The 25,779-nt window shown below is 71.9% G+C and carries 26 protein-coding genes; 14 read left to right on the forward strand and 12 right to left on the reverse strand.

Features of this window, described 5'->3' with window-relative positions; all coding sequences use genetic code 11:
• Positions 1–12: 12 nt before the first annotated feature.
• Both ACFW2G_RS24875 and ACFW2G_RS24880 read left to right on the forward strand, forming a co-directional pair.
• Positions 13–1,179 carry a helix-turn-helix domain-containing protein gene (locus ACFW2G_RS24875; RefSeq protein ID WP_384585027.1) on the forward strand — a complete coding sequence of 389 codons (1,167 nt, stop codon included), beginning with the start codon at positions 13–15 and terminating at the stop codon, positions 1,177–1,179.
• A 232-nt stretch (positions 1,180–1,411) separates the two neighbouring features.
• The gene (locus ACFW2G_RS24880) at positions 1,412–1,642 is read left to right on the forward strand and encodes a hypothetical protein (protein WP_384585030.1); all 231 of its coding nucleotides are present in this window, start codon (positions 1,412–1,414) and stop codon (positions 1,640–1,642) included.
• Here ACFW2G_RS24880 and ACFW2G_RS24885 read toward each other — a convergent pair.
• Positions 1,630–2,580 (reverse strand): Ppx/GppA phosphatase family protein, encoded by a 951-nt coding sequence (locus tag ACFW2G_RS24885; RefSeq protein ID WP_037921249.1) that lies wholly within the window; start codon positions 2,578–2,580, stop codon positions 1,630–1,632. The genes ACFW2G_RS24880 and ACFW2G_RS24885 overlap by 13 nt on opposite strands.
• A 219-nt stretch (positions 2,581–2,799) precedes the next feature.
• Between ACFW2G_RS24885 and ACFW2G_RS24890 the strand changes: the two genes are divergently transcribed.
• Positions 2,800–3,549 carry a hypothetical protein gene (locus ACFW2G_RS24890; protein ID WP_384454809.1) on the forward strand — a complete coding sequence of 250 codons (750 nt, stop codon included), beginning with the start codon at positions 2,800–2,802 and terminating at the stop codon, positions 3,547–3,549.
• A 108-nt stretch (positions 3,550–3,657) separates the two neighbouring features.
• Here ACFW2G_RS24890 and ACFW2G_RS24895 read toward each other — a convergent pair whose 3' ends face one another.
• Positions 3,658–5,424, reverse strand: coding sequence for a sigma-70 family RNA polymerase sigma factor (locus ACFW2G_RS24895; protein ID WP_037921246.1), 1,767 nt, complete (start codon positions 5,422–5,424; stop codon positions 3,658–3,660).
• Between the two features lie 182 nt (positions 5,425–5,606).
• Between ACFW2G_RS24895 and radA the strand changes: the two genes are divergently transcribed.
• Positions 5,607–7,049, forward strand: a complete 1,443-nt coding sequence (radA, locus tag ACFW2G_RS24900) for a DNA repair protein RadA (RefSeq protein WP_037921243.1) — start codon at positions 5,607–5,609, stop codon at positions 7,047–7,049.
• A 306-nt stretch (positions 7,050–7,355) separates the two neighbouring features.
• Positions 7,356–8,480 (forward strand): DNA integrity scanning diadenylate cyclase DisA, encoded by a 1,125-nt coding sequence (gene disA / locus ACFW2G_RS24905; protein ID WP_037921241.1) that lies wholly within the window; start codon positions 7,356–7,358, stop codon positions 8,478–8,480.
• A gap of 116 nt (positions 8,481–8,596) precedes the next feature.
• Here the strand turns inward: disA and ACFW2G_RS24910 are convergent, their stop codons facing one another.
• Positions 8,597–9,400, reverse strand: a complete 804-nt coding sequence (locus ACFW2G_RS24910) for a hypothetical protein (RefSeq protein WP_384454791.1) — start codon at positions 9,398–9,400, stop codon at positions 8,597–8,599.
• A gap of 160 nt (positions 9,401–9,560) precedes the next feature.
• Between ACFW2G_RS24910 and ACFW2G_RS24915 the strand changes: the two genes are divergently transcribed.
• From ACFW2G_RS24915 to ACFW2G_RS24945, 7 genes are all read left to right on the forward strand, one after another.
• Positions 9,561–10,214, forward strand: coding sequence for a phosphatase PAP2 family protein (locus tag ACFW2G_RS24915; RefSeq protein WP_384454794.1), 654 nt, complete (start codon positions 9,561–9,563; stop codon positions 10,212–10,214).
• Positions 10,211–11,176, forward strand: a complete 966-nt coding sequence (locus tag ACFW2G_RS24920) for an A/G-specific adenine glycosylase (RefSeq protein WP_037921238.1) — start codon at positions 10,211–10,213, stop codon at positions 11,174–11,176. The genes ACFW2G_RS24915 and ACFW2G_RS24920 overlap by 4 nt, the downstream gene beginning before the upstream one ends.
• 274 nt (positions 11,177–11,450) lie before the next feature.
• Positions 11,451–12,017 carry a SigE family RNA polymerase sigma factor gene (locus ACFW2G_RS24925; RefSeq protein WP_384454799.1) on the forward strand — a complete coding sequence of 189 codons (567 nt, stop codon included), beginning with the start codon at positions 11,451–11,453 and terminating at the stop codon, positions 12,015–12,017.
• A gap of 65 nt (positions 12,018–12,082) precedes the next feature.
• Positions 12,083–12,715, forward strand: coding sequence for a hypothetical protein (locus tag ACFW2G_RS24930; RefSeq protein WP_037921601.1), 633 nt, complete (start codon positions 12,083–12,085; stop codon positions 12,713–12,715).
• 34 nt (positions 12,716–12,749) lie between these two features.
• Positions 12,750–13,463, forward strand: a complete 714-nt coding sequence (gene cseB / locus ACFW2G_RS24935; RefSeq protein WP_037921234.1) for a two-component system response regulator CseB — start codon at positions 12,750–12,752, stop codon at positions 13,461–13,463.
• On the forward strand, positions 13,460–14,800 hold the full coding sequence (cseC, locus tag ACFW2G_RS24940; protein ID WP_037921232.1) for a two-component system sensor histidine kinase CseC: 1,341 nt from the start codon (positions 13,460–13,462) through the stop codon (positions 14,798–14,800). The genes cseB and cseC overlap by 4 nt, the downstream gene beginning before the upstream one ends.
• 54 nt (positions 14,801–14,854) lie before the next feature.
• On the forward strand, positions 14,855–16,042 hold the full coding sequence (locus ACFW2G_RS24945) for a LamG-like jellyroll fold domain-containing protein (RefSeq protein WP_384585034.1): 1,188 nt from the start codon (positions 14,855–14,857) through the stop codon (positions 16,040–16,042).
• A gap of 91 nt (positions 16,043–16,133) precedes the next feature.
• Here the strand turns inward: ACFW2G_RS24945 and ACFW2G_RS24950 are convergent, their stop codons facing one another.
• Positions 16,134–16,718, reverse strand: a complete 585-nt coding sequence (locus ACFW2G_RS24950; protein WP_037921230.1) for a M23 family metallopeptidase — start codon at positions 16,716–16,718, stop codon at positions 16,134–16,136.
• Between the two features lie 450 nt (positions 16,719–17,168).
• Positions 17,169–17,855 carry a hypothetical protein gene (locus tag ACFW2G_RS24955; protein WP_157840232.1) on the reverse strand — a complete coding sequence of 229 codons (687 nt, stop codon included), beginning with the start codon at positions 17,853–17,855 and terminating at the stop codon, positions 17,169–17,171.
• 136 nt (positions 17,856–17,991) lie between these two features.
• Here ACFW2G_RS24955 and ACFW2G_RS24960 point away from each other — a divergent pair, with 136 nt between their 5' ends.
• Entirely contained in the window at positions 17,992–18,984 is a 993-nt protein-coding gene (locus ACFW2G_RS24960) for a GlxA family transcriptional regulator (protein WP_384456641.1), read from the forward strand.
• A 152-nt stretch (positions 18,985–19,136) separates the two neighbouring features.
• Here the strand turns inward: ACFW2G_RS24960 and ACFW2G_RS24965 are convergent, their stop codons facing one another.
• Positions 19,137–21,662: an ATP-dependent Clp protease ATP-binding subunit gene (locus ACFW2G_RS24965; RefSeq protein WP_037921221.1), complete on the reverse strand. Its 2,526-nt coding sequence runs from the start codon at positions 21,660–21,662 to the stop codon at positions 19,137–19,139.
• A gap of 474 nt (positions 21,663–22,136) precedes the next feature.
• On the opposite strand from ACFW2G_RS24965, the gene ACFW2G_RS24970 reads away from it, so the two are divergent.
• Positions 22,137–22,709, forward strand: a complete 573-nt coding sequence (locus ACFW2G_RS24970; RefSeq protein ID WP_052030521.1) for an SCO3374 family protein — start codon at positions 22,137–22,139, stop codon at positions 22,707–22,709.
• On the opposite strand, the gene ACFW2G_RS24975 is transcribed toward ACFW2G_RS24970, so the two are convergent.
• The 6 genes from ACFW2G_RS24975 to ACFW2G_RS25000 all read right to left on the reverse strand — a co-directional run bounded on the left by ACFW2G_RS24975 (position 22,688) and on the right by ACFW2G_RS25000 (position 25,719).
• Complete coding sequence (locus tag ACFW2G_RS24975) at positions 22,688–23,026, reverse strand: Lsr2 family protein (protein WP_037921217.1); 339 nt, start codon at positions 23,024–23,026, stop codon at positions 22,688–22,690. The two genes, ACFW2G_RS24970 and ACFW2G_RS24975, sit on opposite strands and share 22 nt — an antisense overlap.
• A gap of 165 nt (positions 23,027–23,191) precedes the next feature.
• Positions 23,192–23,722, reverse strand: coding sequence for an amino-acid N-acetyltransferase (locus tag ACFW2G_RS24980; RefSeq protein WP_037921215.1), 531 nt, complete (start codon positions 23,720–23,722; stop codon positions 23,192–23,194).
• 11 nt (positions 23,723–23,733) lie between these two features.
• Positions 23,734–24,264 carry a BlaI/MecI/CopY family transcriptional regulator gene (locus ACFW2G_RS24985; RefSeq protein ID WP_384585211.1) on the reverse strand — a complete coding sequence of 177 codons (531 nt, stop codon included), beginning with the start codon at positions 24,262–24,264 and terminating at the stop codon, positions 23,734–23,736.
• A 326-nt stretch (positions 24,265–24,590) separates the two neighbouring features.
• Entirely contained in the window at positions 24,591–24,758 is a 168-nt protein-coding gene (locus tag ACFW2G_RS24990; RefSeq protein WP_030027391.1) for a hypothetical protein, read from the reverse strand.
• Between the two features lie 103 nt (positions 24,759–24,861).
• Positions 24,862–25,449, reverse strand: a complete 588-nt coding sequence (locus ACFW2G_RS24995) for a hypothetical protein (protein ID WP_037921210.1) — start codon at positions 25,447–25,449, stop codon at positions 24,862–24,864.
• Between the two features lie 84 nt (positions 25,450–25,533).
• On the reverse strand, positions 25,534–25,719 hold the full coding sequence (locus ACFW2G_RS25000) for a DUF397 domain-containing protein (RefSeq protein ID WP_037921209.1): 186 nt from the start codon (positions 25,717–25,719) through the stop codon (positions 25,534–25,536).
• Positions 25,720–25,779 lie beyond the last annotated feature (60 nt).

A 25,779-nucleotide genomic window follows, 5' to 3' on the forward strand; every position in this document is an offset into this window, starting at 1 on the left:
TACGGTCCGCACATGGCCGACCACATCGGGCAGCGCATCGCCGCTCGTCGGCGGGCCCGACGCATGACCCAAGCCGACCTCGCCCGCGCGTCCCACGTTTCCCTCCCGATGATCAAAGGGTGCGAGCGAGGCGTTCGGAACCCGGGCCCGTCCACGCTGGAAGCAATCGCTTCCGCACTCGGAGTGGACGCCTCCCGCCTCGACCCCGCCTACGTCGGTACCAGCCGTCGAGTTCATGCCGCACTCCCGGCGATCTCCGCAGCCATTGCCGGTTATGAGTTCGCGGTGGACCCTCCGCTCAGACCGCCGGCCAAGCTTCGAGACGACATCACTGCCGCCGTCGGGTGGCGCCTCGCGGCCCAGTACGGCCTCATCGCGGCGCAGGCACCACAGCTCCTGGGGGACGCGCTGGCATACCTGCACTCGTCGCCCGCAGCTCATCGACATGAAGCAGCCCACCTCGTCGTCGCGGCAGCGCGAGCGGCCGACGCGACGGCTTACAAGTACGGCGCACACGACCTCTCGGCCCGACTGATCGACGTGATGCGGTGGGCAGCCGGGCAGGCCGGTGACCCGGTCCTGAACGCTTCCGTCGCTTACGTGCGCGCAGAGGTCTTTCTCGCCACCCGCGCGCACCGGGTAGGCCACCTCATGCTGGAGCAGGCGCTGGACTCGTGCCCCTCACCGAACACGGCACGGTCGGCGGCAGCCCTGGGAGCACTGCACATGCGGACGGCCGTGGTCGCTGCGCGCGCAGGCAGCGCGGATGCCGCGTACGACCATCTGAACGAAGCCCGGACGCTGGCCGAAGGCCTATCCGAGGACATCTACCTGGGTACTGCGTTCGGGCCGTCCAGCGTCCGCATCCACGAGGTCGCCGTCGCGGTCAGCCTTGGTGGACACCACATCGGGCGCGCCCTCGACATCGCGCGTGGTTGGTCCCCCGGCGGGGAGATCCCAGCGGAGCGCCGGTCCGGATTCTGGATCGAAGTGGCACGCGCACACCTCTGGTCCGGAAAGACCACCGAAGCCTTCTTGAGCCTCAAGGAGGCCCGCAGGCAAGCACCCCAGCACGTGCGTGAGCACCCGTGGGCCCGTGAGGACATCGCGACGCTGCGCCGCCTCAAGCGTTCCGATCCGTCACTGACCTCCTATGCCGAGTGGATCGGCGCCGTGTGAGCAACCCCCGCCAGGGATACAGCCTGCATCCCTGGCGTCACTTGTGGAGGAACACCATCTGTCCGTACCCAATGGACAGGTGGAGGGCTCGTGACGGAGAAGGACGAACACCCCGGGCCGGAAGAATCACGGCAGATCGCGCCGTGCCTGTGCCGCCTCGGCCCGCCCGGCCCCAGTCAGGATCTCCTTGAACGGGCACGTGCCGGCTGGGAGCGGTTCATCGGATCCTTCGATGACTGACCGCTACGAGTACGTGCCGCACCCGCTGCTACGACATCGCGTGCGTGATGTGGCCAGCGGCGTCGAAGGCGAGCTGATGGCCGTGATCAACGAGGACGTGTCGACCTCGCTCCACCCCTACTGGGTGGAGCTGGCGTACGTACGAGGCCCGTCCGGCCGCGAATTCTCCACGGCGGTCGACAACATCGAGTCCGCCGAGCTCCCCCCGGGTCACGCCATCTGACCAGCCCCCGAGGTCGGGAGGTGGTCCAGGCGGCGCAGGATCACGCCCTCGCGCAGGGCCCACGGGCAGATCTCCAGCTCGTCCACGCCGAAGAGGTCCATGGCACCCTCGGCGACCAGCGCACCCGCCAGGAGCTGGTTCGCCCGGCCCTCCGAGACCCCGGGGAGGGCGGAGCGCTGGGTCGTCGTCATCGCGGCCAGGCGCGGGACCCATTCCTCCAGGGCCTTGCGGCTGAGGTCGCGCTGCACGTACAGGCCGTCCGCCGAGCGGGCCGCGCCCGCGATGCGGGCCAGCTGCTTGAACGTCTTCGACGTCGCCACCACGTGGTCGGGGGCGCCGAAGCGGCTGAACTCCCGAACCGTCCGCGCGATCTCCGCCCGTACGTGCCGCCGCAGCGCCCGGATGTCCAGGGCGTCGGGCGGGTCGCCGGGGAGCCAGCCCGCCGTGAGGCGGCCCGCGCCCAGCGGGAGGGAGACGGCGGCGTCCGGGTCCTCGTCGATGCCGTACGCGATCTCCAGGGAGCCGCCGCCGATGTCCAGGACCAGCAGCTTCCCGGCGGACCAGCCGAACCAGCGGCGCGCGGCGAGGAAGGTGAGGCGCGCCTCGTCCTCGCCGCTGAGGACCGGCAGGTCGACGCCGGTCTCGGCCTTGACCCGGGCCAGTACCTCGTCCGCGTTGGTCGCCTCGCGCACCGCGCTCGTGGCGAAGGGGAGGACGTCCTCGCAGCCCTTGTCCTCGGCGGCCTGCACCGCTTCGTTGATGACGGACAGCAGGCGCTCGACTCCCGCCGGGGTGACGGCCCCGGCGTCGTCGAGGAGCTCCGCCAGCCTTATCTCCACCTTGTGCGAGTGCGCCGGCTGCGGGCGCGCGCCGGGGTGCGCGTCCACCACCAGCAGATGGACCGTATTCGAACCCACATCGAGGACACCGAGTCTCATAGGGGGAAACGCTACTGCGAGGAACGCTCGGGGGTCGCGTAAGGGGCGCTTAGGCTTGGGTTTGTGCCAAATACGAAGAAGGCCAACAAGACCCGGTCGGAGAAGGACACGGGCAAGGACGACCAGGGCGCACGCACCCGGGACGCAGAGGCAGCGAACGGCAAACCCCCCAAGCCCCTCAAACAGCTCAAGCCCCTCAAGCCCGGAAAGGCCAAGGCCGTGGCCGACGAGAAGGGGCTCGACTTCCCTCGGGCCTGGGTGGAGTTTCCCGACCCCGCCGACGACGAGCAGGTCTTCCGCTGTGACCTGACCTGGCTGACCTCCCGGTGGACCTGCATCTTCGGCAGCGGCTGCCAGGGCATCCAGGCGGGCCGGGCCTCGGACGGCTGCTGCACGCTCGGCGCGCACTTCTCCGACGAGGACGACGAGAAGCGCGTCGCGGAGCACGTGGCCCGGCTGACGCCCGAGCTGTGGCAGTTCCACGACGTCGGCAGCGAGAGCGGGTGGACCCAGCACGACGACGACGGGGAGAAGCAGACCCGCCGCTGGGACGGGGCGTGCATCTTCCTGAACCGGCCGGGGTTCCCCGCGGGGGCCGGCTGCTCGCTCCACATCCTCGCGCTGCGGGAGGGCCGTGAGCCGCTGGAGACCAAGCCGGATGTCTGCTGGCAGCTGCCGATCCGCCGGACCTACGACTGGATCGACCGGCCCGACGACACCCGGGTGCTCCAGGTGTCGATCGGCGAGTACGACCGCCGGGGCTGGGGCCCGGGCGGCCACGACCTGCACTGGTGGTGCACGTCGGCGACCTCCGCGCACGGCGCCGGGGACCCCGTCTACGTGTCGTACCGCGCCGAGCTGACGGAGCTGATGGGCCAGGAGGGGTACGAGGCGCTGGTGCAGCTGTGCGAGGCCCGGCTGGCCTCGCTCCTGCCGATGGCTCCGCATCCGGCGGATCCGGCCCCGTAGCCGAAGCCCCGCCCGGTCGGTCGCCGGCCTTCGCAGGGCCGCGTCGGCTCCCTGGCGACTCCGCAGGCCTTGCCGACCCCCGGCCGCGTCACCCGGCGTCACCCCGGGTCAGCCGCCCGACGGCTCCGACGGTGGCGGGTCGGGCGCGGGGGAAGCCGTTGCGCCCGCGCCGTCCGTCGGGGTCGGCGCGGGGGTCGGGGACGGCGGAGGGATCGTCGGCTCCGTGGGGGACGGCGTCGGCGCGGGTCCCTGCGTCTGATCCGGTGACGGCGGCGGGCTCGCGGGCTGAGTCGGTTCCGGCTGCGGGACGGGCGTCGACGGGGGCCGGCCGCGGCCCCGGACGGAGATCACCGCGCCGGTCGGGTCGACCCCGACCCGGGCGGTCCAGGCGCCGACCGGCTGCGCCTCGGGGTCGACGGCGATGTGCAGGGTGACGGACTCCCCGGGCGCGAGCGTGCCCGCGGTGCGGCTCGCCCGCAGCCAGGGTGCGTCGGACCAGAGTCGCCAGTTCACCGGGGCGCCGCCCGAGGCGGTGAGGGTGAGCAGGGTGAGGGCGCCCCGCGAGGACGCGGCGACCGAGAGCCTGCCGGGGGCGCCGGCTTGGTCGGGGGTGGCGGGCGGGCCGGTGCTGATCACCTCGACGGAGACGTCGGAGGAGTCGCTGTTGTCGGCGAAGTCGGGGCCACCGGTGGTGACGGCCGCGTTGCCCGCGTTTTCGTAGGCGGTCAGCGGGCGCCCGTCGATCCGGGAGGTCGGAAGCTCGGTCTCGCTGGCGGAGATACGGGGGGAGCCGCTGCCGGCGGGCTCGCCGGTGCCGGGCTCGCCGCGGTACGAGGCCCACAGCGCCAGGACCGGGGCCGCGACGACGGTGGCCACGACGGTGGTGGTCACCGCCCGGGCCCGCATCCGGTCCCGGCGGGCCGCGCGGTCCCTGGGGTCCATCGGGAAGCCGGTGCGGTCGAAGCGGGGGGCGGGGCCGCGCCCCCGACCGGAGCGGTGCATCGCCGCGTGGACGGCGGTGCGCGGGGCGGGTACGAGCGGCAGCGCGGCGGTGTCCACGCCGCCGGAGCCGGGCCACGGCGCGGCGGCGCCCACGCGTTCGGCGACGCGCCGGCACCTCGGGCAGTCGTCGACGTGCCGGACGAGCTCGGTGCGCAGGGTGCTGGACAGCAGGACGTCGCCGCTGTTGCCGTCCGCGTCGCCGCCGGTGAGCTGGACGACACCGGGACAGCCGCCGGTCTCGACGACGGCGAGGGCGGCTCGGGTGCGCTCCACCTCGCAGGCGGCACCGGTCAGGAGCTCCCGGGCGGCGGCGGGGGGCGTGCCGAGGACCGCGGCGAGTTCGGGGACGGCGAGGCGGTGGCGGACGGCGAGTTCGAGTGCCTCGCGCTGGGCGGGGGTGGTCCCTGCGGCCTCCGGCCAGGCAAGACGTGCCAGCTCGGTACGGCGGTAGGCGCTCACGTCAAGCTGCCGGCGGGGCTCCGCGGCCGGGCCGTCGAAGGCTGCGCCCCCCGGCGCATGGTCGCGCCCGGCGTGCTCCGGCGCACGCTTGGCGGAATGCGCTCCCTGCCGAACGCGCCGCTGCTCCGCCAGCCGGCGCAGGCAGCCCCAGCGGGCGAGCGCGTAGAGCCAAGCCCGCCGGTCGCCCTCGTCAGGGCAGCGACCGGGATACCGCTCGGCCACGGCGAGGACGTCTGCGAGCACGTCGGTCGCGGTGTCGTGGTCGCACAGGACCGACAGGCAATAGGTGAACAGGCCGTCGAGGTACGGCTCGTACCGGAAGGGGCGCGGCCGTTCCTCCTCGTGAGGCGTGCGCCCGTGCGCCCGGTGTGCGCCGGTGCGCGGCGAAGGGTGTGCCTGGTTGCTGCTGTTCACCTGGCGACCGTAGGCGGCGCGCCGGGGGCGCCTGGGAAGCCTTCCCCGGTTTTAGCCCTTAAGGGTGAACAGATCGGCGGTGCACTGACGACGGCTCTGACGACGGCTCTGACGACCGCCCCGCGGGTGCCCGGACCGGCACCGCGGACCGGGCTGTCGGTGCGGGCGGCTACCGTGAGCGCATGGCTGCCCGCACCTCTCGCTCATCCGCCAAGGACCGACCGTCCTACCGCTGCACCGAGTGCGGCTGGACGACGGCCAAGTGGCTCGGCCGGTGTCCCGAGTGCCAGGCCTGGGGCACCGTCGAGGAGATGGGGGCACCCGCCGTACGGACCACCGCGGCCGGCCGGGTGTCGACCGCCGCGCTGCCGATCGCCCAGGTCGACGGGCGGACGGCGACCGCGCGCAGCACCGGTGTGGACGAGCTGGACCGCGTCCTGGGCGGCGGGCTCGTGCCCGGCGCCGTCGTGCTGCTGGCCGGCGAGCCCGGCGTGGGGAAGTCCACGCTGCTGCTGGACGTCGCGGCGAAGGCCTCCAGCGACACGCACCGCACGCTGTACGTGACGGGTGAGGAATCGGCGAGCCAGGTCCGGTTGCGGGCGGACCGCATCAACGCGCTGAGCGACCACCTGTACCTCGCGGCCGAGACCGACCTGTCCGCGGTGCTCGGGCACCTCGACGCCGTGCAGCCCTCCCTGCTCGTCCTGGACTCCGTACAGACCGTCGCCTCCCCCGAGATCGACGGCGCGCCCGGCGGCATGGCCCAGGTGCGGGAGGTGGCGGGCGCGCTGATCCGGGCCTCCAAGGAGCGGGGCATGGCCACCCTGCTCGTCGGCCACGTCACCAAGGACGGGGCCATCGCCGGCCCCCGGCTCCTGGAACACCTCGTCGACGTGGTGCTGAGTTTCGAGGGAGACCGGCACGCGCGGCTACGGCTCGTGCGCGGCGTGAAGAACCGGTACGGCGCCACCGACGAGGTCGGCTGCTTCGAACTGCACGACGAGGGCATCACCGGGCTGGCCGACCCGAGCGGGCTGTTCCTGACCCGGCGTGCCGAGGCCGTCCCGGGAACGTGCCTGACCGTCACCCTGGAGGGGAAGCGGCCACTGGTCGCCGAGGTGCAGGCGCTGACCGTCGACTCGCAGATCCCCTCCCCCCGGCGGACCACCTCGGGCCTGGAGACCTCGCGCGTCTCGATGATGCTGGCGGTGCTGGAGCAGCGCGGCAGGATCACCGCGCTCGGCAAACGCGACATCTACAGCGCCACCGTGGGCGGTGTGAAGCTCACCGAGCCGGCCGCGGACCTGGCGATCGCGCTCGCGCTGGCGTCCGCCGCCAGCGACGTCCCGCTCCCGAAGAACCTGGTGGCCATCGGCGAGGTCGGCCTGGCCGGCGAGGTGCGGCGGGTGACGGGCGTACAGCGGCGGCTGGCGGAGGCGCACCGGCTGGGCTTCACCCACGCGCTGGTGCCGACCGACCCGGGCAAGGTGCCACCGGGGATGAAGGTCACCGAAGTGGCCGACATGGGCGACGCGCTGCGGGTGCTGCCGCGCGGGCGCTCCCGTACGGCGGCCAGGGAGAGCAAGGAGAGCAGCGAGCGGGCGGGGGCCGGGGCCGCGAGGTAGGCCGTGCCCGAGCAGCCCTGCCCGAGGGGCCGGACCACCGGCCGGGCTCACAGCCCGCCTTGCTCACAGCCCGCCGTACTCACGGCCGAGCATGATCGAACCGGCCGGACCGCCAAGATCGGCCCGTCCGACCGGCCGGTCGCCACGCTGGTCAGGGGGGCCGCGCGGCCCCCCACCGGGCCCCACCTGGCCAAGCCCCGGTGGGGCCGCAGCACGCGCCGGTAGACTTTGGGCTGGTCCGCCCGGCCGTGCGCACGTCCTCGTGCCCCCGTGCCGAGCGGCGCAACCCGCGACCGGAGGAGTGCAGTGGCAGCCAAGGACGGGGCATCAGCACCCGGGAAGTCCGGCGCGAGCTCCAGGCACGACGCCCTCATGCGCGCCTCGCTGAGCGCGGTCGCACCTGGTCAGCCGCTGCGCGACGGCCTTGAGCGGATCGTGCGGGGCAACACCGGCGGCCTCATCGTCCTGGGCATGGACAAGGCCGTCGAGGCGATGTGCACGGGCGGCTTCGTGCTGGACGTGGAGTTCACCGCGACCAGACTGCGCGAGCTGTGCAAGCTCGACGGCGCGCTCATCCTCGACAAGGACCTCACCAAGATCCTGCGCGCCGGTGTGCAGCTCGTGCCGGACGCCTCGATCCCCACGGAGGAGACGGGCACGCGCCACCGCACGGCCGACCGCGTGTCGAAGCAGTGCGGCTTCCCGGTGGTGTCGGTGTCGCAGTCGATGCGGCTGATCGCACTGTACGTGGACGGGGAGCGGCGGGTCCTGGAGGAGTCCGGAGCGATCCTCTCCCGGGCGAATCAGGCGCTGGCCACGCTGGAGCGGTACAAGCTGCGCCTGGACGAGGTCGCGGGCACGCTGTCGGCGCTGGAGATCGAGGACCTGGTCACGGTGCGTGACGTGACGGCGGTCGCACAGCGGCTGGAAATGGTCCGCCGGATCGCGACGGAAATCGCCGAGTACGTGGTCGAACTGGGCACGGACGGGCGTCTGCTGTCCCTCCAGTTGGACGAGCTGACGGTGGGGATCGAGCAGGAGCGCGAGCTGGTCATCCGCGACTACGTGCCGGAGCCGACGGCGAAGCGTTCCCGCACGGTGGACGAGGCGCTGGCGGAGCTGGACGCGCTGACCCACCCGGAGCTGCTGGAACTGCCCATCGTGGCGCGGGCACTGGGGTACACGGGCTCGCCCGAGACGCTGGACTCGGCGGTGTCGCCCCGCGGTTACCGGCTGCTGGCGAAGGTGCCGAGGCTGCCGGGCGCGATCATCGAGCGGTTGGTGGAGCACTTCGGCGGTCTGCAGAAGCTGCTCGCGGCGAGCGTCGACGACCTGCAGGCGGTGGACGGGGTGGGCGAGGCCCGCGCACGGAGCGTCCGCGAGGGCCTGTCCCGCCTGGCCGAATCGTCCATCCTGGAGCGCTACGTCTAGGCCGCGCCCTGGCGCGGGTGACCGCGATGGCCTGCCGGGCCGCGGCGTCCGGTGCGGCGCGGGGCCGAGCGGAGGGCCACGGCCGGTACAGGAAGAACGCCGCTGGTCGGCGCCGGTCAGTCCTGCTTGAGGACGAACGAGGTGCGGGCCACCGGCATGCCGGGGGACTTGACCTCGACCACGTAGGTGTCCGGGGGCGCGGAACCCGCCGGGGGCGACTGGCACTGGCCGGCCGCGCTGAACCTGCGGTCCCAGTCCAGCGAATGCTTCGTCTCGCCCTGTGCGGGAAGCCGGAAGAAGACGTTGCCGGCACCCGTCGGGCAGTCCGCCGAGGACCACACCGCCTTGTTGCCACTGGCCTGAAGGATGGTCAGGACGGCCTGCTTCGGGCCGAGATCGACCTTGCAGGTGGTTCCGGAGATGTTGCGGGCGACCAGTTCGAGGCGGGGCTTCTCGTTCGCCTCGTACTCGTTCTTCGCGCTCCTGACCTCCCACTGGAGCGCGGACGTCGCGCACGTGGGGAGCGGGGAGTCCGCGGGGACCGCCGCCGGGCCGCCCGCGCCGCCGCCGGAGGAGCCCGAACCCCCGCCCGTGGCGCTGCCGCTGCCCGGCTCGCCGTTCTTGCCCGCGCCGCCGCCCGGGCCGCCCTCGGAGCCGGTGGTCCCACCGCCGCCCGACTCGGGCCGTCCGCCCGGGGCCGCGCTGATGGCGGGGCCGGTGCCGGCCGGGCCCGGGGTGATGGAGGTGACGGGATCGGGGCGCCCCCCGCCCTTTCCGTTCGTACTCGTCTTCCCCCCGCCGGAACTGACGGTCCATACGGCGAGGAGCGCGAGGAGCGCGACGACGGACGCCAGCACAGCCCTCCGTCGCCAGTAGATGGAGGAGGGGAGCGGCCCGACCGGATTGCGCAGAGATCCCACGAACGGAACCTTACAAAGGTTCGCGGCCCGATCAGTGCCCCACATGCCGCGCAGCGGACTTGATTTGCCGATGATCATCCTGCGGGCCCAACCGGAACGGGCGGGAACCGGCCAAAGGGCTTACATGGAGATGAGTCCGGTTTCGGTACGTTCGGTACCCATGGACACCTCCGGCCTCTACCGCACCGTCACCGGCTTCGCCCACTCCGCGCCCCTGTGGGTGCAGCGGGCCTTCGAACTCTGGACGGGGTACGGCCTCTGGCTCTTCGGGGCGCTCCTCGCCGCCCTCTGGTGGCGGGCGCGCGGCCGGGGCGACGCCCGGGCGGTGGCACTGGCCCTCCTCGCGCCGACGGCCACCGTCGTCGCCTACGCCGCCTCTGAGGCCGTGAAGGCCACCGTGGACGAGGAGCGTCCGTGCCGCGCGGTCGCCGGCGCGGCGGCTTCACTGGTCGGGTGCCCGCCGCCGGGCGACGGGTCCTTCCCCAGCAACCACGCGGCCATCGCGGGCGCCGCGGCCGTGGCCCTGGTCATGGCCGCGCGCCGGCTCGCGCCGCTGGTGGTGCCGCTCGCCCTGCTGATGGCCTTCTCCCGGGTCTTCGTCGGTGTCCACTACCCGCACGACGTGGCCCTGGGCCTGCTGCTGGGCGGTTCGGTCGCCGCCCTCGTCGTCCTGGCGCTGACCGGTTCGGCGGCCGCGGGCGTCCGCGCGGTGCGGGCGGGCGGGATGCGGGCCGGTGTCCTGCTGACCGGGCCGGGACCGAGCGGTGAGTCCTCCCCCGGGGTCCGAAACGTGCCAGGATGCCGTCTGCCATGACTGCATCCCCTCCTTCCTCCCCCGACGTGTCGCCGGACCTGTCCCCCGAGGACTCCCGCGACGTGCCCGCCGGCACCTCCCACCCGCTGCACTCCCCCGTCATCTCGTGGTTCGAGGAGCACGCCCGCGACCTGCCCTGGCGCCGCCCCGAGGCCGGCCCCTGGGGCGTCATGGTCAGCGAGTTCATGCTCCAGCAGACCCCGGTCAGCCGGGTGCTACCGGTCTACGAGCAGTGGCTCGCCCGCTGGCCCCGCCCCGCCGACCTGGCCGCCGAGGCCCCCGGTGAGGCCGTACGGGCCTGGGGACGGCTCGGCTACCCGCGCCGGGCCCTGCGGCTGCACGGCGCGGCCGCCGCGATAACGGAGCGGCACGGGGGCGACGTACCGCGGGAGCACGCACAGCTCCTCGCACTGCCCGGGGTGGGCGAGTACACCGCGGCGGCGGTGGCCTCCTTCGCGTACGGGCAGCGGCACGCCGTCCTCGACACCAACGTCCGGCGGGTCTTCGCGCGCGCCGCCACCGGGGTCGAGTACCCGCCGAACGCGACCACGGCCGCCGAGCGGCGCCTGGCCCGCGAACTGCTGCCGCAGGACGAGACCACCGCGGCCCGCTGGGCGGCGGCCTCGATGGAGCTCGGCGCGCTCGTGTGCACCGCGAAGAGTCCGGACTGCACGCGCTGCCCGGTAGCCGGACAGTGCGCGTGGCGTCTGGCCGGGAAGCCGGCGCACGACGGGCCGCCGCGGCGCGGGCAGACGTACGCCGGGACCGACCGGCAGGTGCGCGGCAAACTCCTGGCGGTCCTGCGGGAGGCGGTGGGCCCCGTTCCGCAGGCCGTGCTCGACACTGTCTGGAACGAGCCGGTGCAGCGGGCCCGCGCGCTCGACGGGCTGGTGTCCGACGGGCTGGTGGAGCCGCTCGGCGGCGGCCTGTACCGGCTGCCGCAGACGCGCCCGCAGCCCTGACCGCAGAGGTGCCCGCAGAGGTGGCGGACGGCGCACGGGACGGTTCGCGAACGGACCGTGCACCGGTCCGCCACCCCCCGTAGCCGCCCTCGAAGCTGAGTCGGCAATTCCGCTTGTTGCCGGGAAACCCCAGCTCACAGGCACTGTTACACAACCTATGGGTGTCCGTGTTCCCACCGCAGGCTGGCTCGCACAGGCCCGTGACAACCCCTCCGTACCGTCGTCCCCGTAAGACAGCGGTGGAGTGGTGGGACGGAACGGGAGGCGGTCCAAGATGGCGCAGGCGCAGGGCGAGGTGCTCGGGTTCGAGGAGTACGTACGCACGCGGCAGGACGCGCTGCTGCGCAGTGCCCGGCGGCTGGTTCCGGACCCCACCGACGCCCAGGACCTCCTCCAGACGGCCCTCGTGCGCACCTACGGCCGCTGGGACGGGATCGCCGACAAGTCTCTGGCCGACGCCTACCTCCGCCGGGTCATGATCAACACTCGTACCGAGTGGTGGCGCGCCCGCAAGCTCGAAGAGGTCCCCACCGAGCAGCTCCCCGACGCGTCCGTCGAGGACGGTTCCGACCAGCGCGCCGACCGCGCCCTGCTGATGGACATCCTGAAGGTGCTCGCGCCCAAGCAGCGCAGTGTGGTCGTCCTGCGACACTGGGAGCAGATGAGCACCGAGGAGACGGCCGCGGCGCTCGGAATGTCGGCGGGAACCGTGAAGAGCACTCTGCACCGCGCCCTGGCCCGGCTCCGGCAGGAGCTGGAGAGCCGGGACCTGGACCTGCGTGCGCTGGAGCGCGGTGACCACACCATGAGGTACGAGGGGCGTGAGCGGTGCGCGGCCTGAACGGCCAAGATCTGAAGGGCAGAAGCTCTCCCCCCGTGTTCGGGGGAAGGGGAAGTCTGGTGCTGATGTCGGCGGGGACCATCATCCTCGTCGGCACAGCCGTGTTCGCGGTCGGCTGCGCCACCGGCGGCACCGGTCTGCGCGACGGCGGCCCCGCCCGCACCGACACCATCTCCAGGACCGCGCCGTCCGGCCCCTCCTCGGGCACCTCTCCTGCCTCCGCGTCCGGCACCCCCTTCAAGAAGGTGGATCCGGTCGCGCTGCTCATGGCGGACCCCAAGGTCAGCTCCGAGGTCAAGCGGGACCTCAAGCCCTGCACGGGCAAGGAGTACCCGGTGGACGTCAGCTACGGGAAGGTCACCGGCGGTCCCGTCGCGGACATCGTCGTGAACGTGCTGTCCTGCGCCGACGCCCTGGGCCGCGGCTCCTACGTGTACCGGGCGGACGGCGGCACGTACGAGAATGTGTTCGCGGACGAACAGCCCCCCGTCTACGCGGAGATCGACCGGGGCGATCTGGTGGTCACGAAGCAGGTCTACGGGAAGAGCGACGCGCTCGCCTATCCGTCCGGCGAGGACGTGGTCACGTACCGCTGGAACGGAGAGGAGTTCACCGAGCAGGACCGGGTGCACTCGGAGTACAGCAACGTGGTCGACGGCGGAGCCCAGCCCGCCCCGGCCACGAGTCAGAAGAACTGAGCACTGAGCAAGAAGAACGAGGCGAGGCTTGCGCATGGCCGAGACCCATGTCCTGTTCGTGGAGGACGACGACGTCATCCGTGAGGCCACGACCCTGGCGCTGGAGCGCGACGGGTTCACGGTCACGGCCATGCCCGACGGCCTGTCGGGCCTGGAGTCGTTTCGCGCTCGCCGGCCCGACATCGCCCTGCTGGACGTGATGGTCCCCGGCATGGACGGCGTGAGCCTGTGCCGCCGCATCCGTGACGAGTCCACCGTCCCGGTCATCATGCTGTCGGCGCGCGCCGACAGCATCGACGTCGTGCTGGGCCTGGAGGCGGGCGCCGACGACTATGTCACCAAGCCCTTCGACGGTTCGGTGCTCGTCGCCCGCATCCGCGCCGTGCTGCGCCGCTTCGACCATTCGGGAGGCCCGCACAACGGCGCCGGCGGCGGCTCCGACCACGACCCGGACGCGGAGCGCGGGGTGCTCTCCTTCGGCGACCTGGAAGTGGACACCGAGGGCATGGAGGTGCGCAGGTCGGGCGCCCCCGTGGCGCTGACGCCGACGGAGATGCGGCTGCTGCTGGAGTTCTCCTCGGCGCCCGGCACCGTCCTGTCGCGGGACCGGCTCCTGGAGCGGGTCTGGGACTACGACTGGGGCGGCGACACGCGCGTCGTGGACGTCCACGTCCAGCGCCTGCGCACCAAGATCGGACAGGACCGGATCGAAACGGTCCGGGGCTTCGGATACAAGCTGAAAGCATGAGACGGTTCACCCTCCGTACGGGGATCCGCTGGAAGATCACGCTCGCCATCGCCGCCGTGGGCGCCCTCGTCACGATCGCACTGAGTCTGGTGGTGCACAGCGCGGCCCGTGTCTCGATGCTGGAGAGCGCGCGCGATGTCCAGCTGGAGCGCGTGCAGTTCATCTCCCGCAACGCCGAAGCCGGGCGCAAGCCCCCCATGGGGGCCAAGCTCAATGACCCCGAACTGCCCGCCGAGCTGCGGCAGAAGGCGCAGTCGGGGCGGCGCGGGACCTATATCCAGGAGCATCCGCACGGGCTGCCCGAGGTGTGGGCCGCCGTACCGCTCGGGAACGGGATGGTGCTGTCGCTGCACACGCCCTTCCGGGAGAGCACGAACCTGCTCAACGACCTGGACCGGGCCCTGGTCATCGGTGGTCTGTCGGCCGTGGTCGCCGGTTCGGCGCTCGGCGTGCTGATCGGCGGCCAGATCTCGCGCCGGCTGCGCAAGGCCGCGGCGGCCTCCCAGCGGGTGGCGCACGGCGATCCCGACGTACGGGTGCGGGACGCGGTCGGCGGCGTCGTCCGCGACGAGACGGACGACCTCGCGCGGGCCGTGGACGCCATGGCGGACGCGCTCCAGCAGCGGCTGGAGGCCGAGCGGCGGGTGACCGCGGACATCGCGCACGAGCTGCGGACACCGGTGACGGGCCTGCTCACCGCCGCCGAACTGCTGCCCCCGGGGCGGCCGACGGAGCTGGTCCGGGACCGTGCCCAGGCGCTGCGCGCGCTGGTCGAGGACGTGCTGGAGGTGGCCCGGCTGGACAGCGCCTCGGAGCGGGCGGAGCTCCAGGAGGTGGCACTGGGCGAGTTCGTGAGCCGGCGCGTGAAGGCGCTGATGCCGGAGGCGACCGTACGGATCGTCGCGGACGAGGTCGTCAGCACCGACCCTCGGCGGCTGGAGCGGATCCTGGGCAACCTGCTCGCCAACGCCGCCCGGTACGGAAGGCAGCCGATCCAGGTCGACGTCGAAGGGCGGGTGGTACGGGTCCGCGACCACGGGCCGGGCTTCCCCGAGGCGCTGCTGCGCGAGGGGCCGAGCCGGTTCCGCACCGGGTCGACGGACCGCGCGGGTGTCGGGCACGGGCTGGGCCTGACCATCGCGGAGGGCCAGGCACGGGTGCTGGGCGCCCGGTTGACGTTCCGCAACGTGGCGGCTCCGGGCGTCCTGGACCGCTCGGTGACGGCGCCGGGCACGCCCGACGGCGGGGCGGCCGGAGCCGTCGCGGTGCTGTGGCTGCCGGAGCACGCGCCGACGGCGACGGGCAGCTTCCCGGTCCTGAAGCTGCCGCCGGGCTGAGGGAGGGGCACCGGGCCGTACCCGCCCGAGGTGCGTGTCCTAGGCTTCCCTGCCATGACCGACGGCACGAATCCCCCGAGCAGCCCTCAGCCCGATCCCGCCCCCGGCAGCGGTTACGGGTTCCCGCCGGGACCGCCCGCCCGGGACGGTTACGGCTACCCGGCCGGCGGCGGCTACGGCCATCCGGCCGGCAGCGGCGGCTACGGCTATCCGCACCCCGGGCAGCAGCCGAACCCCTACCAGCAGGACCCGGGCGGTCAGCAGTGGCAGCCCGCGGGCACTCCGAGCCAGCCCGAGCAGCCCGGCCCGCCGGGGTTCACGAGGCTGGCCGGCCCGGACATACCCGGTGCGGCGCAGCAGCCGGACTGGGAGGCCATGGCCGAGCGCTCCGATGCCGAGCGGCGCCGGAAGAAGCTGTGGATGCTGGGTGGCACGGTGACCGTGCTGGCGCTCCTCGCCGGCGGTGGAACGTTCTTCCTGATGCGCGGCGACGACGCGCAGGACGCCCAGCCCTCGGCCACGGTCTCGGTCTCGCCCGAGCCGGAGGACTCCAAGTCACCGACCGCGTACACCGCCACCGTGGCGGGTGACGACACCCTGCTGCGCGACAGCTACGGCCAGACCGGCATCCGGTTGGGCTCCGACCTGAAGGTCGGCGCGCTGGGCAAGCGCTTCCAGGTCGTCGGCAGGGGCAACGGGAACTCCTGGGGCCAGTCCGCCGAGCCGGTGGTCGACGTCACCAAGAGCTTCACGCTCACGGCGCGCGCCTACAGCTCCGCGAGCAAGGGATCGCGGATCGTCATGAGCCAGGGCGACGGGGAGTCCTTCTCCTTCGAGCTGGGCGTCAACGAGGTGAAGGGCAAGAAGGCCTGGATCTTCCGTGTCCAGACGGGCGACAAGGGCGCGGCCGCGACCACGCGGACGGTGACGGCGGAGGGGCTGGAGGTCTTCAAGACGCCCACCCTGCTGATGGCCACGTACGACGCGGAGAAGAAGGCGATCGCCCTCTACGTGGACGGCAAGAAGGCCGGTGAGACCGAGGTGCCGCCCATCTGGCAGGCGCCCGGCCCGCTCCAGCTCGGCCGGTCCCGACACCACAACATCTGGACCGGGCCGTGGCAGGGCGGCCTGCACAACGTCAAGGTCTACGACATGGCGTTCACGGAGGAGCAGGCCGCCGGCTACAAGCAGGGCAAGCTCTCGCCGGCGCCGAAGCCGACCCACGGCTGGCTGCTCACCTGACCTGCCCTGACCTGCCCGGACCTGCCCGGACACGGCGACGCCGACCGGCCTCACGGGCCGGTCGGCGTGGTCACGACGTGTTCGGTACGGGTCAGATGGTGACGCCGTTGGTGCGCAGGAAGGCCACCGGGTTGAGGGCGGAACCGTAGTTCGGGGTGGTCCGGATCTCGAAGTGCAGGTGCGGACCGCTGGAGTTGCCGGTGTTGCCGGACAGGGCGATGCGCTGCTTGACGGCGACCTTCTGGCCGACCTTGACCTGGATCTTCGACAGGTGCGCGTACTGCGAGTACGTGTTGTTGGCGTGCTTGATGACGATGGCGTTGCCGTAGGCGGGACCGTCACCGCCGCCGTTCGGGCCGGCCTTGACGACCACACCGGCGGCCGCGGCCTTCACCGGGGTGCCGACCGGGACGGCGAAGTCCTGGCCGGAGTGCTTGCGGGCCCACATGCTGCCGCCCTTGCCGAAGGTCGCGGACAGCGTGTACTTCTCCAGCGGCTTGTCCCACAGCCCGGCCTTCTTCTTCGCCGCCGCGGCGGCGTCGGCACCGGCGGCGGGAGCCGCCTGCGGGGCGTCGGCGAAGGCGGCGGTCGTCCCGGCCCCGAGAGCCAGCACAGCACCGAGGGTTGCGCCGACGGTGATACGGGTAGAACGGGCGATGACGCGCTTCGCGGACATAGAGCAGACCTCCGGGGCCGGGGACAGGGGCGTTCACGCCCGTCTCGGGCATGAAGTGACCCGGCACGCTCAGCCATGTGCCGGGTGGGCTCATCTTTGGTAACCCGGATGTCCGGAGTTCCCCAAACGTCCTCGTTTACTACCGGGGCTCGTAGGCGCGCCAGGGTGATATGTCCCGTTGACGGGGTTCTCCAGGGGCTCAACCCCTCCGGAAGGGCCTTATCGATCTACGAAACCCCCTAGTATGTCCGATTTGCCCTGTGCGGCTTGTCACCGGCCGCGCCCCCGGACCCGCGCCCCTGACGTGCCCGGACGTGACGGGCACCACGCACCGGGCCGGCGGACGTCGTACGGGCCGCGGGGCAGGGTCCGGCGGTGGACGCCTGCGCCGGGTCCTCCGCCGACCGCCCGCCGCCGGGAGGCTCCCCGGCGGCGGGCGGTCGTCCGACATCAGGAGGCGCAGCCGGTGCGCTCCTCGGCCGTCATCGCTCGGGAGCGGGCGATGAGCAGGTCGTTCTTCCCGGTGGGCGCGCTGAAGACACTGTTCTTGACGACGACATGCCGGTACCTCTTCTTGGTACCGCTCCTGATCTTGGTGTCCGCCTCGAAGTCGAGCCGCAGGTCACCGGTGGCAGTGCCCATCTCCGCCGCCCTGCTGAACCAGCCCACGTTGCAGGCCGGAACCGGCAGGCTGTTCGTCTGCGAGGCGGTGCTCGACCGCGTCCACGTCTTGGTGTACTTGGCGGTCACCGCGACCTCCGCCGCGCCCCAGACGGCGGACTTCACCGACGAGCTCACCTCGAAGCTGTCCGAGCTCGTGACCGTGTCCGACCAGGCCAGGGTGTGGGTGACCGTGGTGGACGCGTAGTTGAGGACGCGGTCGCCCACCTGGTGCTCCGGCCCGGGGGCGGCCTGGTAGGAGGAGGGGGCGTAGCTGATCCTGCAGTCGTTCTCGTAGTAGGGCATCGGCGAGATCTGGTGCACGTCGTAGCAGATCTGCAAGGCCTTCGCCGCCAGCGGGTCACTGGCCTCCAGCGTCAGGGTGCGGCTCTGGGCCGCCGCGGCCGGTGTCGCGGCCAGTACCAGCATCCCGGCCGCGATCCCCGCAAGAACCGGTACCCGTCCGATTAATGGCATGCGCAAGTTTCCTTCCAGTGGTCGTCGAAGAGGAGGGCCGGCGGGCGTCGTCCGTACCCGCGACAGCGGTGGTGCGCCGGCTCGACGGCCATTCTGGGGTGCCGCCGCCCCCGTACGTGAGTGCTAGAACATGCACATGCCGCAAGAATCCTTCCACGGTCCCGCGGGGTCGCGCCCGCACCGGGTGGCGGTCCTCGTGGACGAGAACACCAATCCGTTCGAACTGGGCTGTGCCACCGAACTCTTCGGCCTGCCCCGGCCCGAACTGGGGCGCGACCTCTACGCGTTCGCGCTCTGCACGCCGGGCGACCGCGCGGTGATGCGAGGCCGCTTCTTCACCCTCACCGAGACGGCAGGCCTCGAAGCCGCCGAGGCCGCCGACACCCTCATCGTCCCGAGCAGACCGGACGTCACCCGCCCCCGCCACCCCGCCGTGCTGGACGCCATACGCCGCGCCCACGCGCGCGGCGCCCGACTGGTCTCCTTCTGCACCGGCGCGTTCGCCCTGGCCGAGGCCGGCGTACTCGACGGCCGCCGGGCCACCACGCACTGGCAGTGCGCGGAACTCCTGCGCTCCCGCTACCCCGACGTCCACGTACAGCCCGACGTCCTCTTCGTCGACGACGGCAGCATCCTCACCTCCGCGGGCAGCGCCGCCGCACTCGACCTCGGCCTGCACATCATCCGCCGCGACCACGGCGCGGAGACCGCCAACACCATCAGCCGCCGCCTGGTCTTCCCCGCCCATCGCGACGGCGGGCAGCAGCAGTTCATCGAGCGCCCCATGCCCGAGCTGCCCGACGAGTCACTGGCACCCCTGCTGGCCTGGGCACAGGAGCGGCTGGACGCCCCGCTCAGCGTCGCGGACCTCGCGGCCGAGGCTTCCGTCAGCACCACCACCCTGCACCGGCGATTCCGCACCCAACTGGGCACCACCCCGCGCGCATGGCTGACCGCGCAGCGCGTCACCCTCGCCCGCCGGCTCCTCGAACACGGGGTCACCCACGTCGACGCCGTCGCCCGCCGCAGCGGACTCGGTACCCCGGCCAACCTCCGCACCGTGCTGCGCCGCGAGACCGGGCTCACGCCGTCGGCTTACCGCCAGCGCTTCGGCCCGGGGACCCGGTAGCCCCCGGCGCCCCCGCCCGGTCCGGTCCGCCCCGCCCACTCCCGCGCGCCCGGTGCGGAGGCGCCCCCGCGGGCAACCGCGCCAAAGGGGCGGCCCCGGAACCGTGAGGTTCCGGGGCCGCCCCTTGTGTGGTGCTCGGTCGCACCTACGCGTTACGCGCCCTTCGACAGGTCCGGTCCGGAACCCGTGGCCTCGATCGGAGGCAGGTCCGGCAGGGCCGACTTCTCCTCGCCGCGGAAGGTGAACTTGGCTTCCTCGCCCTCACCCTCCTTGCCGACGACCACGATGTGACCGGGCCGCAGCTCGCCGAAGAGGATCTTCTCCGACAGCACGTCCTCGATCTCGCGCTGGATGGTCCGGCGCAACGGCCGGGCACCCAGGATCGGGTCGTAGCCGCGCTTGGCGAGCAGGAGCTTGGCGTCGCCGCTCAGCTCGATGCCCATGTCGCGGTCCTTGAGGCGCTCGTCGACCTTCGCGATCATCAGGTCGACGATCTGGATGATGTCTTCCTCGGTGAGCTGGTGGAAGACGACCGTGTCGTCGACACGGTTCAGGAACTCGGGCCGGAAGTGCTGCTTGAGCTCTTCGTTGACCTTCGCCTTCATCCGGTCGTAGCCGGTCTTCGTGTCGCCCTGCGCCGCGAAGCCCAGGTTGAAGCCCTTCGAGATGTCCCGGGTACCCAGGTTGGTCGTCATGATGATGACCGTGTTCTTGAAGTCCACGACCCGGCCCTGGGAGTCGGTCAGGCGACCGTCCTCCAGGATCTGGAGAAGGGAATTGAAGATATCCGGGTGGGCCTTCTCGACCTCGTCGAAGAGGACGACGGAGAACGGCTTCCGGCGCACCTTCTCGGTGAGCTGGCCGCCCTCTTCGTAGCCCACGTAACCGGGGGGCGAGCCGAAGAGTCGGGAAACCGTGTGCTTCTCGCTGAACTCCGACATGTCGAGGGAGATCAGCGCGTCCTCGTCGCCGAAGAGGAATTCGGCGAGCGTCTTGGAGAGCTCGGTCTTACCGACACCGGACGGACCGGCGAAGATGAACGAGCCGCCCGGGCGCTTCGGGTCCTTCAGACCGGCACGGGTACGGCGGATCGCCTGGGAGAGCGCCTTGATGGCGTCCTTCTGGCCGATGACCCGACGGTGGAGCTCGTCCTCCATGCGGAGCAGTCGCGAGGACTCCTCCTCGGTGAGCTTGAAGACGGGAATGCCGGTCGCGGTCGCGAGGACCTCGGCGATGAGCTCGCCGTCGACCTCGGCGACGACGTCCATGTCGCCGGCCTTCCATTCCTTCTCGCGCTTGGTCTTCGCCGTGAGCAGCTGCTTCTCCTTGTCGCGGAGAGAAGCCGCCTTCTCGAAGTCCTGGGAGTCGATGGCCGACTCCTTGTCCCGGCGCACGGCCGCGATCTTCTCGTCGAACTCGCGGAGGTCCGGCGGCGCGGTCATCCGGCGGATGCGCATCCGGGAGCCGGCCTCGTCGATCAGGTCGATCGCCTTGTCCGGGAGGAAGCGGTCCGAGATGTAGCGGTCCGCCAGCGTCGCCGCCTGGACGAGAGCCTCGTCCGTGATGGAGACGCGGTGGTGGGCCTCGTAGCGGTCGCGCAGGCCCTTGAGGATCTCGATCGTGTGGGGGAGGGAAGGCTCCGCCACCTGGATCGGCTGGAAGCGGCGTTCGAGGGCCGCGTCCTTCTCAAGGTGCTTGCGGTACTCGTCGAGCGTCGTGGCACCGATGGTCTGGAGCTCACCACGGGCCAGCATGGGCTTGAGGATGCTGGCGGCGTCGATCGCGCCCTCGGCGGCGCCCGCACCCACGAGGGTGTGGAGCTCGTCGATGAACAGGATGATGTCGCCGCGGGTGCGGATCTCCTTGAGCACCTTCTTCAGGCGCTCCTCGAAGTCACCGCGGTAGCGGGAGCCGGCGACCAGGGCGCCGAGGTCAAGCGTGTAGAGGTGCTTGTCCTTGAGGGTCTCGGGGACCTCGCCCTTGACGATCGCCTGCGCCAGTCCCTCGACGACGGCGGTCTTGCCGACGCCGGGCTCGCCGATGAGGACCGGGTTGTTCTTCGTACGGCGGGAGAGCACCTGCATGACCCGCTCGATCTCCTTCTCGCGCCCGATGACCGGGTCGAGCTTGGATTCGCGGGCAGCCTGGGTGAGGTTGCGGCCGAACTGGTCCAGGACGAGCGAGGTCGAGGGCGTGCCCTCGGCCGGGCCGCCGGCCGTGGCCGACTCCTTGCCTCCGCCGGTGTAGCCGGAGAGCAGCTGGATGACCTGCTGCCGGACTCGGTTGAGATCGGCGCCCAGCTTCACGAGGACCTGGGCGGCGACGCCCTCGCCCTCGCGGATCAGGCCGAGCAGGATGTGCTCGGTGCCGATGTAGTTGTGGCCGAGCTGGAGGGCCTCTCGGAGCGAAAGCTCCAGGACCTTCTTCGCCCGCGGGGTGAAGGGGATGTGGCCGGACGGGGCCTGCTGGCCCTGACCGATGATCTCCTCAACCTGCTGGCGAACAGCCTCGAGCGAAATCCCGAGGCTCTCCAGGGCCTTAGCGGCGACACCCTCACCCTCGTGGATCAAGCCCAGGAGGATGTGCTCGGTGCCGATGTAGTTGTGGTTGAGCATCCGGGCTTCTTCCTGAGCCAGGACGACAACCCGCCGCGCGCGGTCGGTGAACCTCTCGAACATCGTTTATCGCTCCTCAGAGCGGTCGGGCAGTTCGGGGTCGGTCCCCGCCCTGTCCTTCCGCATGCTAGTCCCGTGGGGCGGGACAGCTCATTCCAACTGCCGACATCCGTCCACGGCTCACCCCTGCATCAGCGGGAAAACCGGCTTGAAGAGCCGACAACTGCTCCAACTCGATGGTGCGAGACGATGTTCCCGCAGGCCAGGCAGATACCCGTCATGCGTGTACGCCGACGGCGAACGGAAGCCGGTCAAATCAGCGTGTCGCCCCGATCCACTAGGAATGTCTTACCCGTACGGGCCGACACTCCATGCCGGTGACGCCGGTTCCCTCCGCTGAGGGCGAACAGAGTTTCGTCTCGAATGTGGGACTCCACCGCCGCGAACGTTTACGTTCCGCACATCCGTGAGTGCGGAACGTCACATCCACCGTAACCCCGAAGCGTTTCTGCAGTTGCTCCGGACATGCCCGTAACCGTGCTGCCGACCGTCCCGCCGCCCCGTGTCGCGCCCGGGGAGGACGCGTACGCCGCCTGGTACGGCAGGGTGCTCGGGTGGACCGTGACGGGCGGGCCGCCGGTCCAGCTCGTGACCGGCGTCGGCTTCGACGTGCTGGAGCTGCCGTCGGACGCGGGGGCGGCGCTGTTGCGCCGGCCGGTCGCCACGGGTCCGGTGGCCGTGATGGGTCGCCGGATGCGGTTCCTGGTGGCTCCGGGGAGCGCAGAGGAGCTCGACGGGCTGCTCGACTGGCTGGAGTGGGGCGGGGTCGCCCTGGATCTGACCGCCCTGGGTGAGGGCGGGCGGATCACCGCCCCGGCACCCCCGGGGCCGCCCCCCGGAGGAAGCCCCCGGGGGGCCGCTGTGTGGCTGCGACCCCCCGAGCAGGGGTGTGAGGCGCTGCTGCCGGCCCTGCCGGGCCCCGGGCGGCCCGCAGGGCCCGCTCGCCGGCCCGATCTCGTACGCCTGGTCGCGGCGGCGGCGACGGAGTGCCACCGGGCGCGCCTGGGGCGGCGTACGCAAGGGGTCCGTCAGCCCTTGGCCTTCTCGTAGGCCTCGCGGATCTCGGCCGGGACGCGTCCGCGGTCGTTCACGTTGTAGCCGTTCTCCTTGGCCCAAGCGCGGATCTCGGCCGTGTCCGGGTTCCCGGTCGCCGCGGAGGCGCGGCCCTTGGCGCGGGCCGCGGTGGCGCGGCCACCGGTGCGGCGGCCGCCCTTGGTGTACGGGTCGAGCAGACCGCGGAGCTTTTCAGCGTTGGCGGTGGTGAGGTCGATCTCGTAGGTCTTGCCATCCAGAGCGAACGTCACGGTCTCGTCCGCCTCGCCGCCGTCGAGGTCGTCGACAAGAAGGACCTGAACCTTCTGTGCCACCGGGATTTCCTTTCATCGAAAAGCAGTACGCGGAAAGGAAACCGCTTTTCCCTGGAAAACACAAACCCCCCGGGAGAGGTTCAGGACCGCAACGAGGCGGGAAACGTGCGCGATTCGGACATAGGCCTCAGGACCGCGGAGCGCCGGAAAAGCTGAGGCCATCGATCAGAGGTGCAGAAGCATCCGACTGTTGCCCAAGGTGTTCGGCTTCACTCGTTCGAGACCGAGGAACTCGGCGACGCCCTCGTCATAGGAACGCAACAGCTCCATGTAGACATCGGTGTCCACCGGGGTCTCGCCGATCTCGACGAAGCCGTGCTTCGCGAAGAACTCGACTTCGAAGGTCAGGCAGAAAACCCGGCTCACCCCGAGCGTGCGGGCGGTGCTCAACAACTGCCGGAGCACCTGGTGGCCGACGCCGGCGCCCTTCAAGTCGCGGTCGACGGCGAGAGTGCGCACCTCGGCCAGGTCTTCCCACATCACATGGAGTGCACCGCAGCCCACTACCTGTGCGTCGGAGTCGCGTTCCGCGACCCAGAACTCCTGGATGTCCTCGTAAAGGACGACCGGCGCTTTGTCGAGCAGGATCCGCTGCTGCACGTACTGGTCGAGGAGGCGGCGCAGCGCGGGAACATCGCGTGTGCGGGCACGGCGGATCGTCACTGTTTCTGCATGTGCAGAGGAAAACTCTCCCATGGCTGCGGACGCTATCGCCCCGCCGGACCCGGGTGCTCGGCGGACTCCTCTTGGCCTTCTGCCGGAGCGGGGTCGCCTTCCGCCGGAGCGGGATCGCCGTCCGCCGGCGCGGCGGGTTCGGCGGACGGTTCGACGGGAGCTTCCGCGCGCGGTTGCGCCGGGGCTTCGGCGCCGGACTCGTCGTCGTACTGGACGACCCGGACGGCGTCCCGGAGGGCTTCGCGCTGTTCCGCGGACATCATGCCGAAGAAGGCGACGAGAGCGGCGGCGGGGTTGTCGCTCGTCGACCAGGCTTCGTTCATCAGTGCGGCCGAGTAGGCGGCGCGGGTGGAGACCGCGGTATACCGATAGGCGCGGCCCTCGGCTTCCCGCCGGACCCAGCCCTTCTGATGGAGATTGTCCATAACGGTCATGACCGTGGTGTACGCGATGGACCGTTCCTGCTGGAGGTCTTCCAGGACTTCCCGAACGGTGACCGGGCGGTTCCACTGCCACACCCGCGTCATGACGGCGTCTTCGAGTTCTCCCAAGGGGCGAGGCACAACAGCACGATAGTGCGGGTTGTGCGGAATTGCCCGACCATTCACCCGGCAACGCGCGGCAGAAATCGGGCGCACGGCCCATACGGGCGCATGCCCGCGCGGAGGCGCTCCGCGCCCGGAGCGCCCCGGAACGTGTCCTACGGGTCAGGCGACGGGCCGCGCCGGATCACGGCGCATCGGACCGCACCGCGGGCCGGGCGTGGTCCACGGAAATCGGCCCGGCCGGGCGGGCGTCCAGGCCGTCCCTTCCGGAGCTCTTCCGGATCCAGCCCGACCCGCGGCGCCTGGCACCGCGGGCTCAACCGGCACGACCTGAAAGAGACGGCCTAGTTCTGCTGCTGGCGGGCGGCTTCGGCCCGGGCGATCACGGCGTCGACCGCCGCGTCCTCCTTGGACTTGTTGGAGCCGCCCTGGCTCTTCACGATCGTCACGACGAGGGCGATGAAGAACGCGGCCATCACGAAGGGGGGCACGAGCGCGGAGACGTAGTCCATGCCCCCAGCGTAGCCACACTCAGCCCGGCCGGGCGGGGTGGGTGAGGGGTGCACCCCCGCCACCCCGGGCCGCCGCCCCGCGGCCCGCTCCGGCCGGACGCGCTCACACGACGGCGAGCCCGGACGCCGGGGGCGGGGTGGGCTTGCGGCGTGGCGGGAAGACCTCGCCGGGAGTGGGGACGGGCCGTTCGGGGCGCGGCCGCTCCTTGGGCGGCGCGGGAGCCGGTCGCGGCGGCTCCTCCCGGCCGCCCGCCAGGGACAGCCGGCGGGCGCGTGGTGCGCGGGCCGTGGCCAGACGTCGCCGTACGGAACGCTCTGCGACGGCCCGGGCCCGTTGCAGCAGTGCGGCGGCAGCCGGATCGGACCGGAGCGCGCGCAGGGCGGCGAGGTCGTCGGGGACCGGCTCGTAGCCGCCGGCGAGGGCCTCCCGGAGCAGCTCCAGGTAGCCGGAGAGACTGCCGGGCAGAGCGTTCCGGTAGCGGGCCAGATCGTCCAGGACGAAGGCTCTGAGCCGGCCCGCCTCCCGGGCCGCTTCGTCCACCGCCTGCGCGAGGCGCAGGCAGTCCTGGACCTCCTCGGCCGCCAAGGGGGCCGAGGAGGACTGAAGGGCGTGGGCGAGCGAACGCCTGAGCACGTGCAGCTCAGCAGCGCTGAACGCCATGCCGCCGCGGGATCCGTAGGGCGTGGGCATGGGGCCGAAGATACGCGCTAATCGGACAAAATCCCCTCAGGAGGGGTGGGTGCGGCGCGGCGCGGCCGGATGTCGGCACCGGCCTCAGCCGGTCTCCTTGACCGCGCGCAGGAAGTCCGCCCAGGCGGCCTGGGTGGTGGCGAGGACCAGGTGGGCGGGGTCGACGCGGTCGGCGACCTTCACGAGGGCGCCGGGGGCGACGGCGACGTAGACGCAGGCGTCGCCGGCACCGCAGAACGAGGACTTCCGCCACGCGGGCTGAGCAGTCATGGTGTCTCCTCCGGGCACGGTGGCCGGTAATTGCGGTCAAAGGACGGTAACGCCGCGGCC

This window comes from Streptomyces sp. NPDC058880, from assembly GCF_042742535.1.
Taxonomy (GTDB): Bacteria; Actinomycetota; Actinomycetes; order Streptomycetales; family Streptomycetaceae; genus Streptomyces.

What these genes read in the sequence shown, in the direction of transcription:
- ACFW2G_RS24875 (WP_384585027.1), top strand. Translation starts at nt 13, where the DNA reads ATGGCCGACCACATCGGGCAGCGCATCGCCGCTCGTCGGCGGGCCCGA.
- ACFW2G_RS24880 (WP_384585030.1), top strand. Translation starts at nt 1,412, where the DNA reads ATGACTGACCGCTACGAGTACGTGCCGCACCCGCTGCTACGACATCGC.
- ACFW2G_RS24885 (WP_037921249.1), bottom strand. Translation starts at nt 2,580, where the DNA reads ATGAGACTCGGTGTCCTCGATGTGGGTTCGAATACGGTCCATCTGCTG.
- radA (WP_037921243.1), top strand. Translation starts at nt 5,607, where the DNA reads ATGGCTGCCCGCACCTCTCGCTCATCCGCCAAGGACCGACCGTCCTAC.
- ACFW2G_RS24915 (WP_384454794.1), top strand. Translation starts at nt 9,561, where the DNA reads ATGGACACCTCCGGCCTCTACCGCACCGTCACCGGCTTCGCCCACTCC.
- ACFW2G_RS24920 (WP_037921238.1), top strand. Translation starts at nt 10,211, where the DNA reads ATGACTGCATCCCCTCCTTCCTCCCCCGACGTGTCGCCGGACCTGTCC.
- ACFW2G_RS24925 (WP_384454799.1), top strand. Translation starts at nt 11,451, where the DNA reads ATGGCGCAGGCGCAGGGCGAGGTGCTCGGGTTCGAGGAGTACGTACGC.
- ACFW2G_RS24930 (WP_037921601.1), top strand. Translation starts at nt 12,083, where the DNA reads ATGTCGGCGGGGACCATCATCCTCGTCGGCACAGCCGTGTTCGCGGTC.
- cseB (WP_037921234.1), top strand. Translation starts at nt 12,750, where the DNA reads ATGGCCGAGACCCATGTCCTGTTCGTGGAGGACGACGACGTCATCCGT.
- cseC (WP_037921232.1), top strand. Translation starts at nt 13,460, where the DNA reads ATGAGACGGTTCACCCTCCGTACGGGGATCCGCTGGAAGATCACGCTC.
- ACFW2G_RS24945 (WP_384585034.1), top strand. Translation starts at nt 14,855, where the DNA reads ATGACCGACGGCACGAATCCCCCGAGCAGCCCTCAGCCCGATCCCGCC.
- ACFW2G_RS24950 (WP_037921230.1), bottom strand. Translation starts at nt 16,718, where the DNA reads ATGTCCGCGAAGCGCGTCATCGCCCGTTCTACCCGTATCACCGTCGGC.
- ACFW2G_RS24955 (WP_157840232.1), bottom strand. Translation starts at nt 17,855, where the DNA reads ATGCCATTAATCGGACGGGTACCGGTTCTTGCGGGGATCGCGGCCGGG.
- ACFW2G_RS24960 (WP_384456641.1), top strand. Translation starts at nt 17,992, where the DNA reads ATGCCGCAAGAATCCTTCCACGGTCCCGCGGGGTCGCGCCCGCACCGG.
- ACFW2G_RS24965 (WP_037921221.1), bottom strand. Translation starts at nt 21,662, where the DNA reads ATGTTCGAGAGGTTCACCGACCGCGCGCGGCGGGTTGTCGTCCTGGCT.
- ACFW2G_RS24980 (WP_037921215.1), bottom strand. Translation starts at nt 23,722, where the DNA reads ATGGGAGAGTTTTCCTCTGCACATGCAGAAACAGTGACGATCCGCCGT.
- ACFW2G_RS24990 (WP_030027391.1), bottom strand. Translation starts at nt 24,758, where the DNA reads ATGGACTACGTCTCCGCGCTCGTGCCCCCCTTCGTGATGGCCGCGTTC.
- ACFW2G_RS24995 (WP_037921210.1), bottom strand. Translation starts at nt 25,449, where the DNA reads ATGCCCACGCCCTACGGATCCCGCGGCGGCATGGCGTTCAGCGCTGCT.
- ACFW2G_RS25000 (WP_037921209.1), bottom strand. Translation starts at nt 25,719, where the DNA reads ATGACTGCTCAGCCCGCGTGGCGGAAGTCCTCGTTCTGCGGTGCCGGC.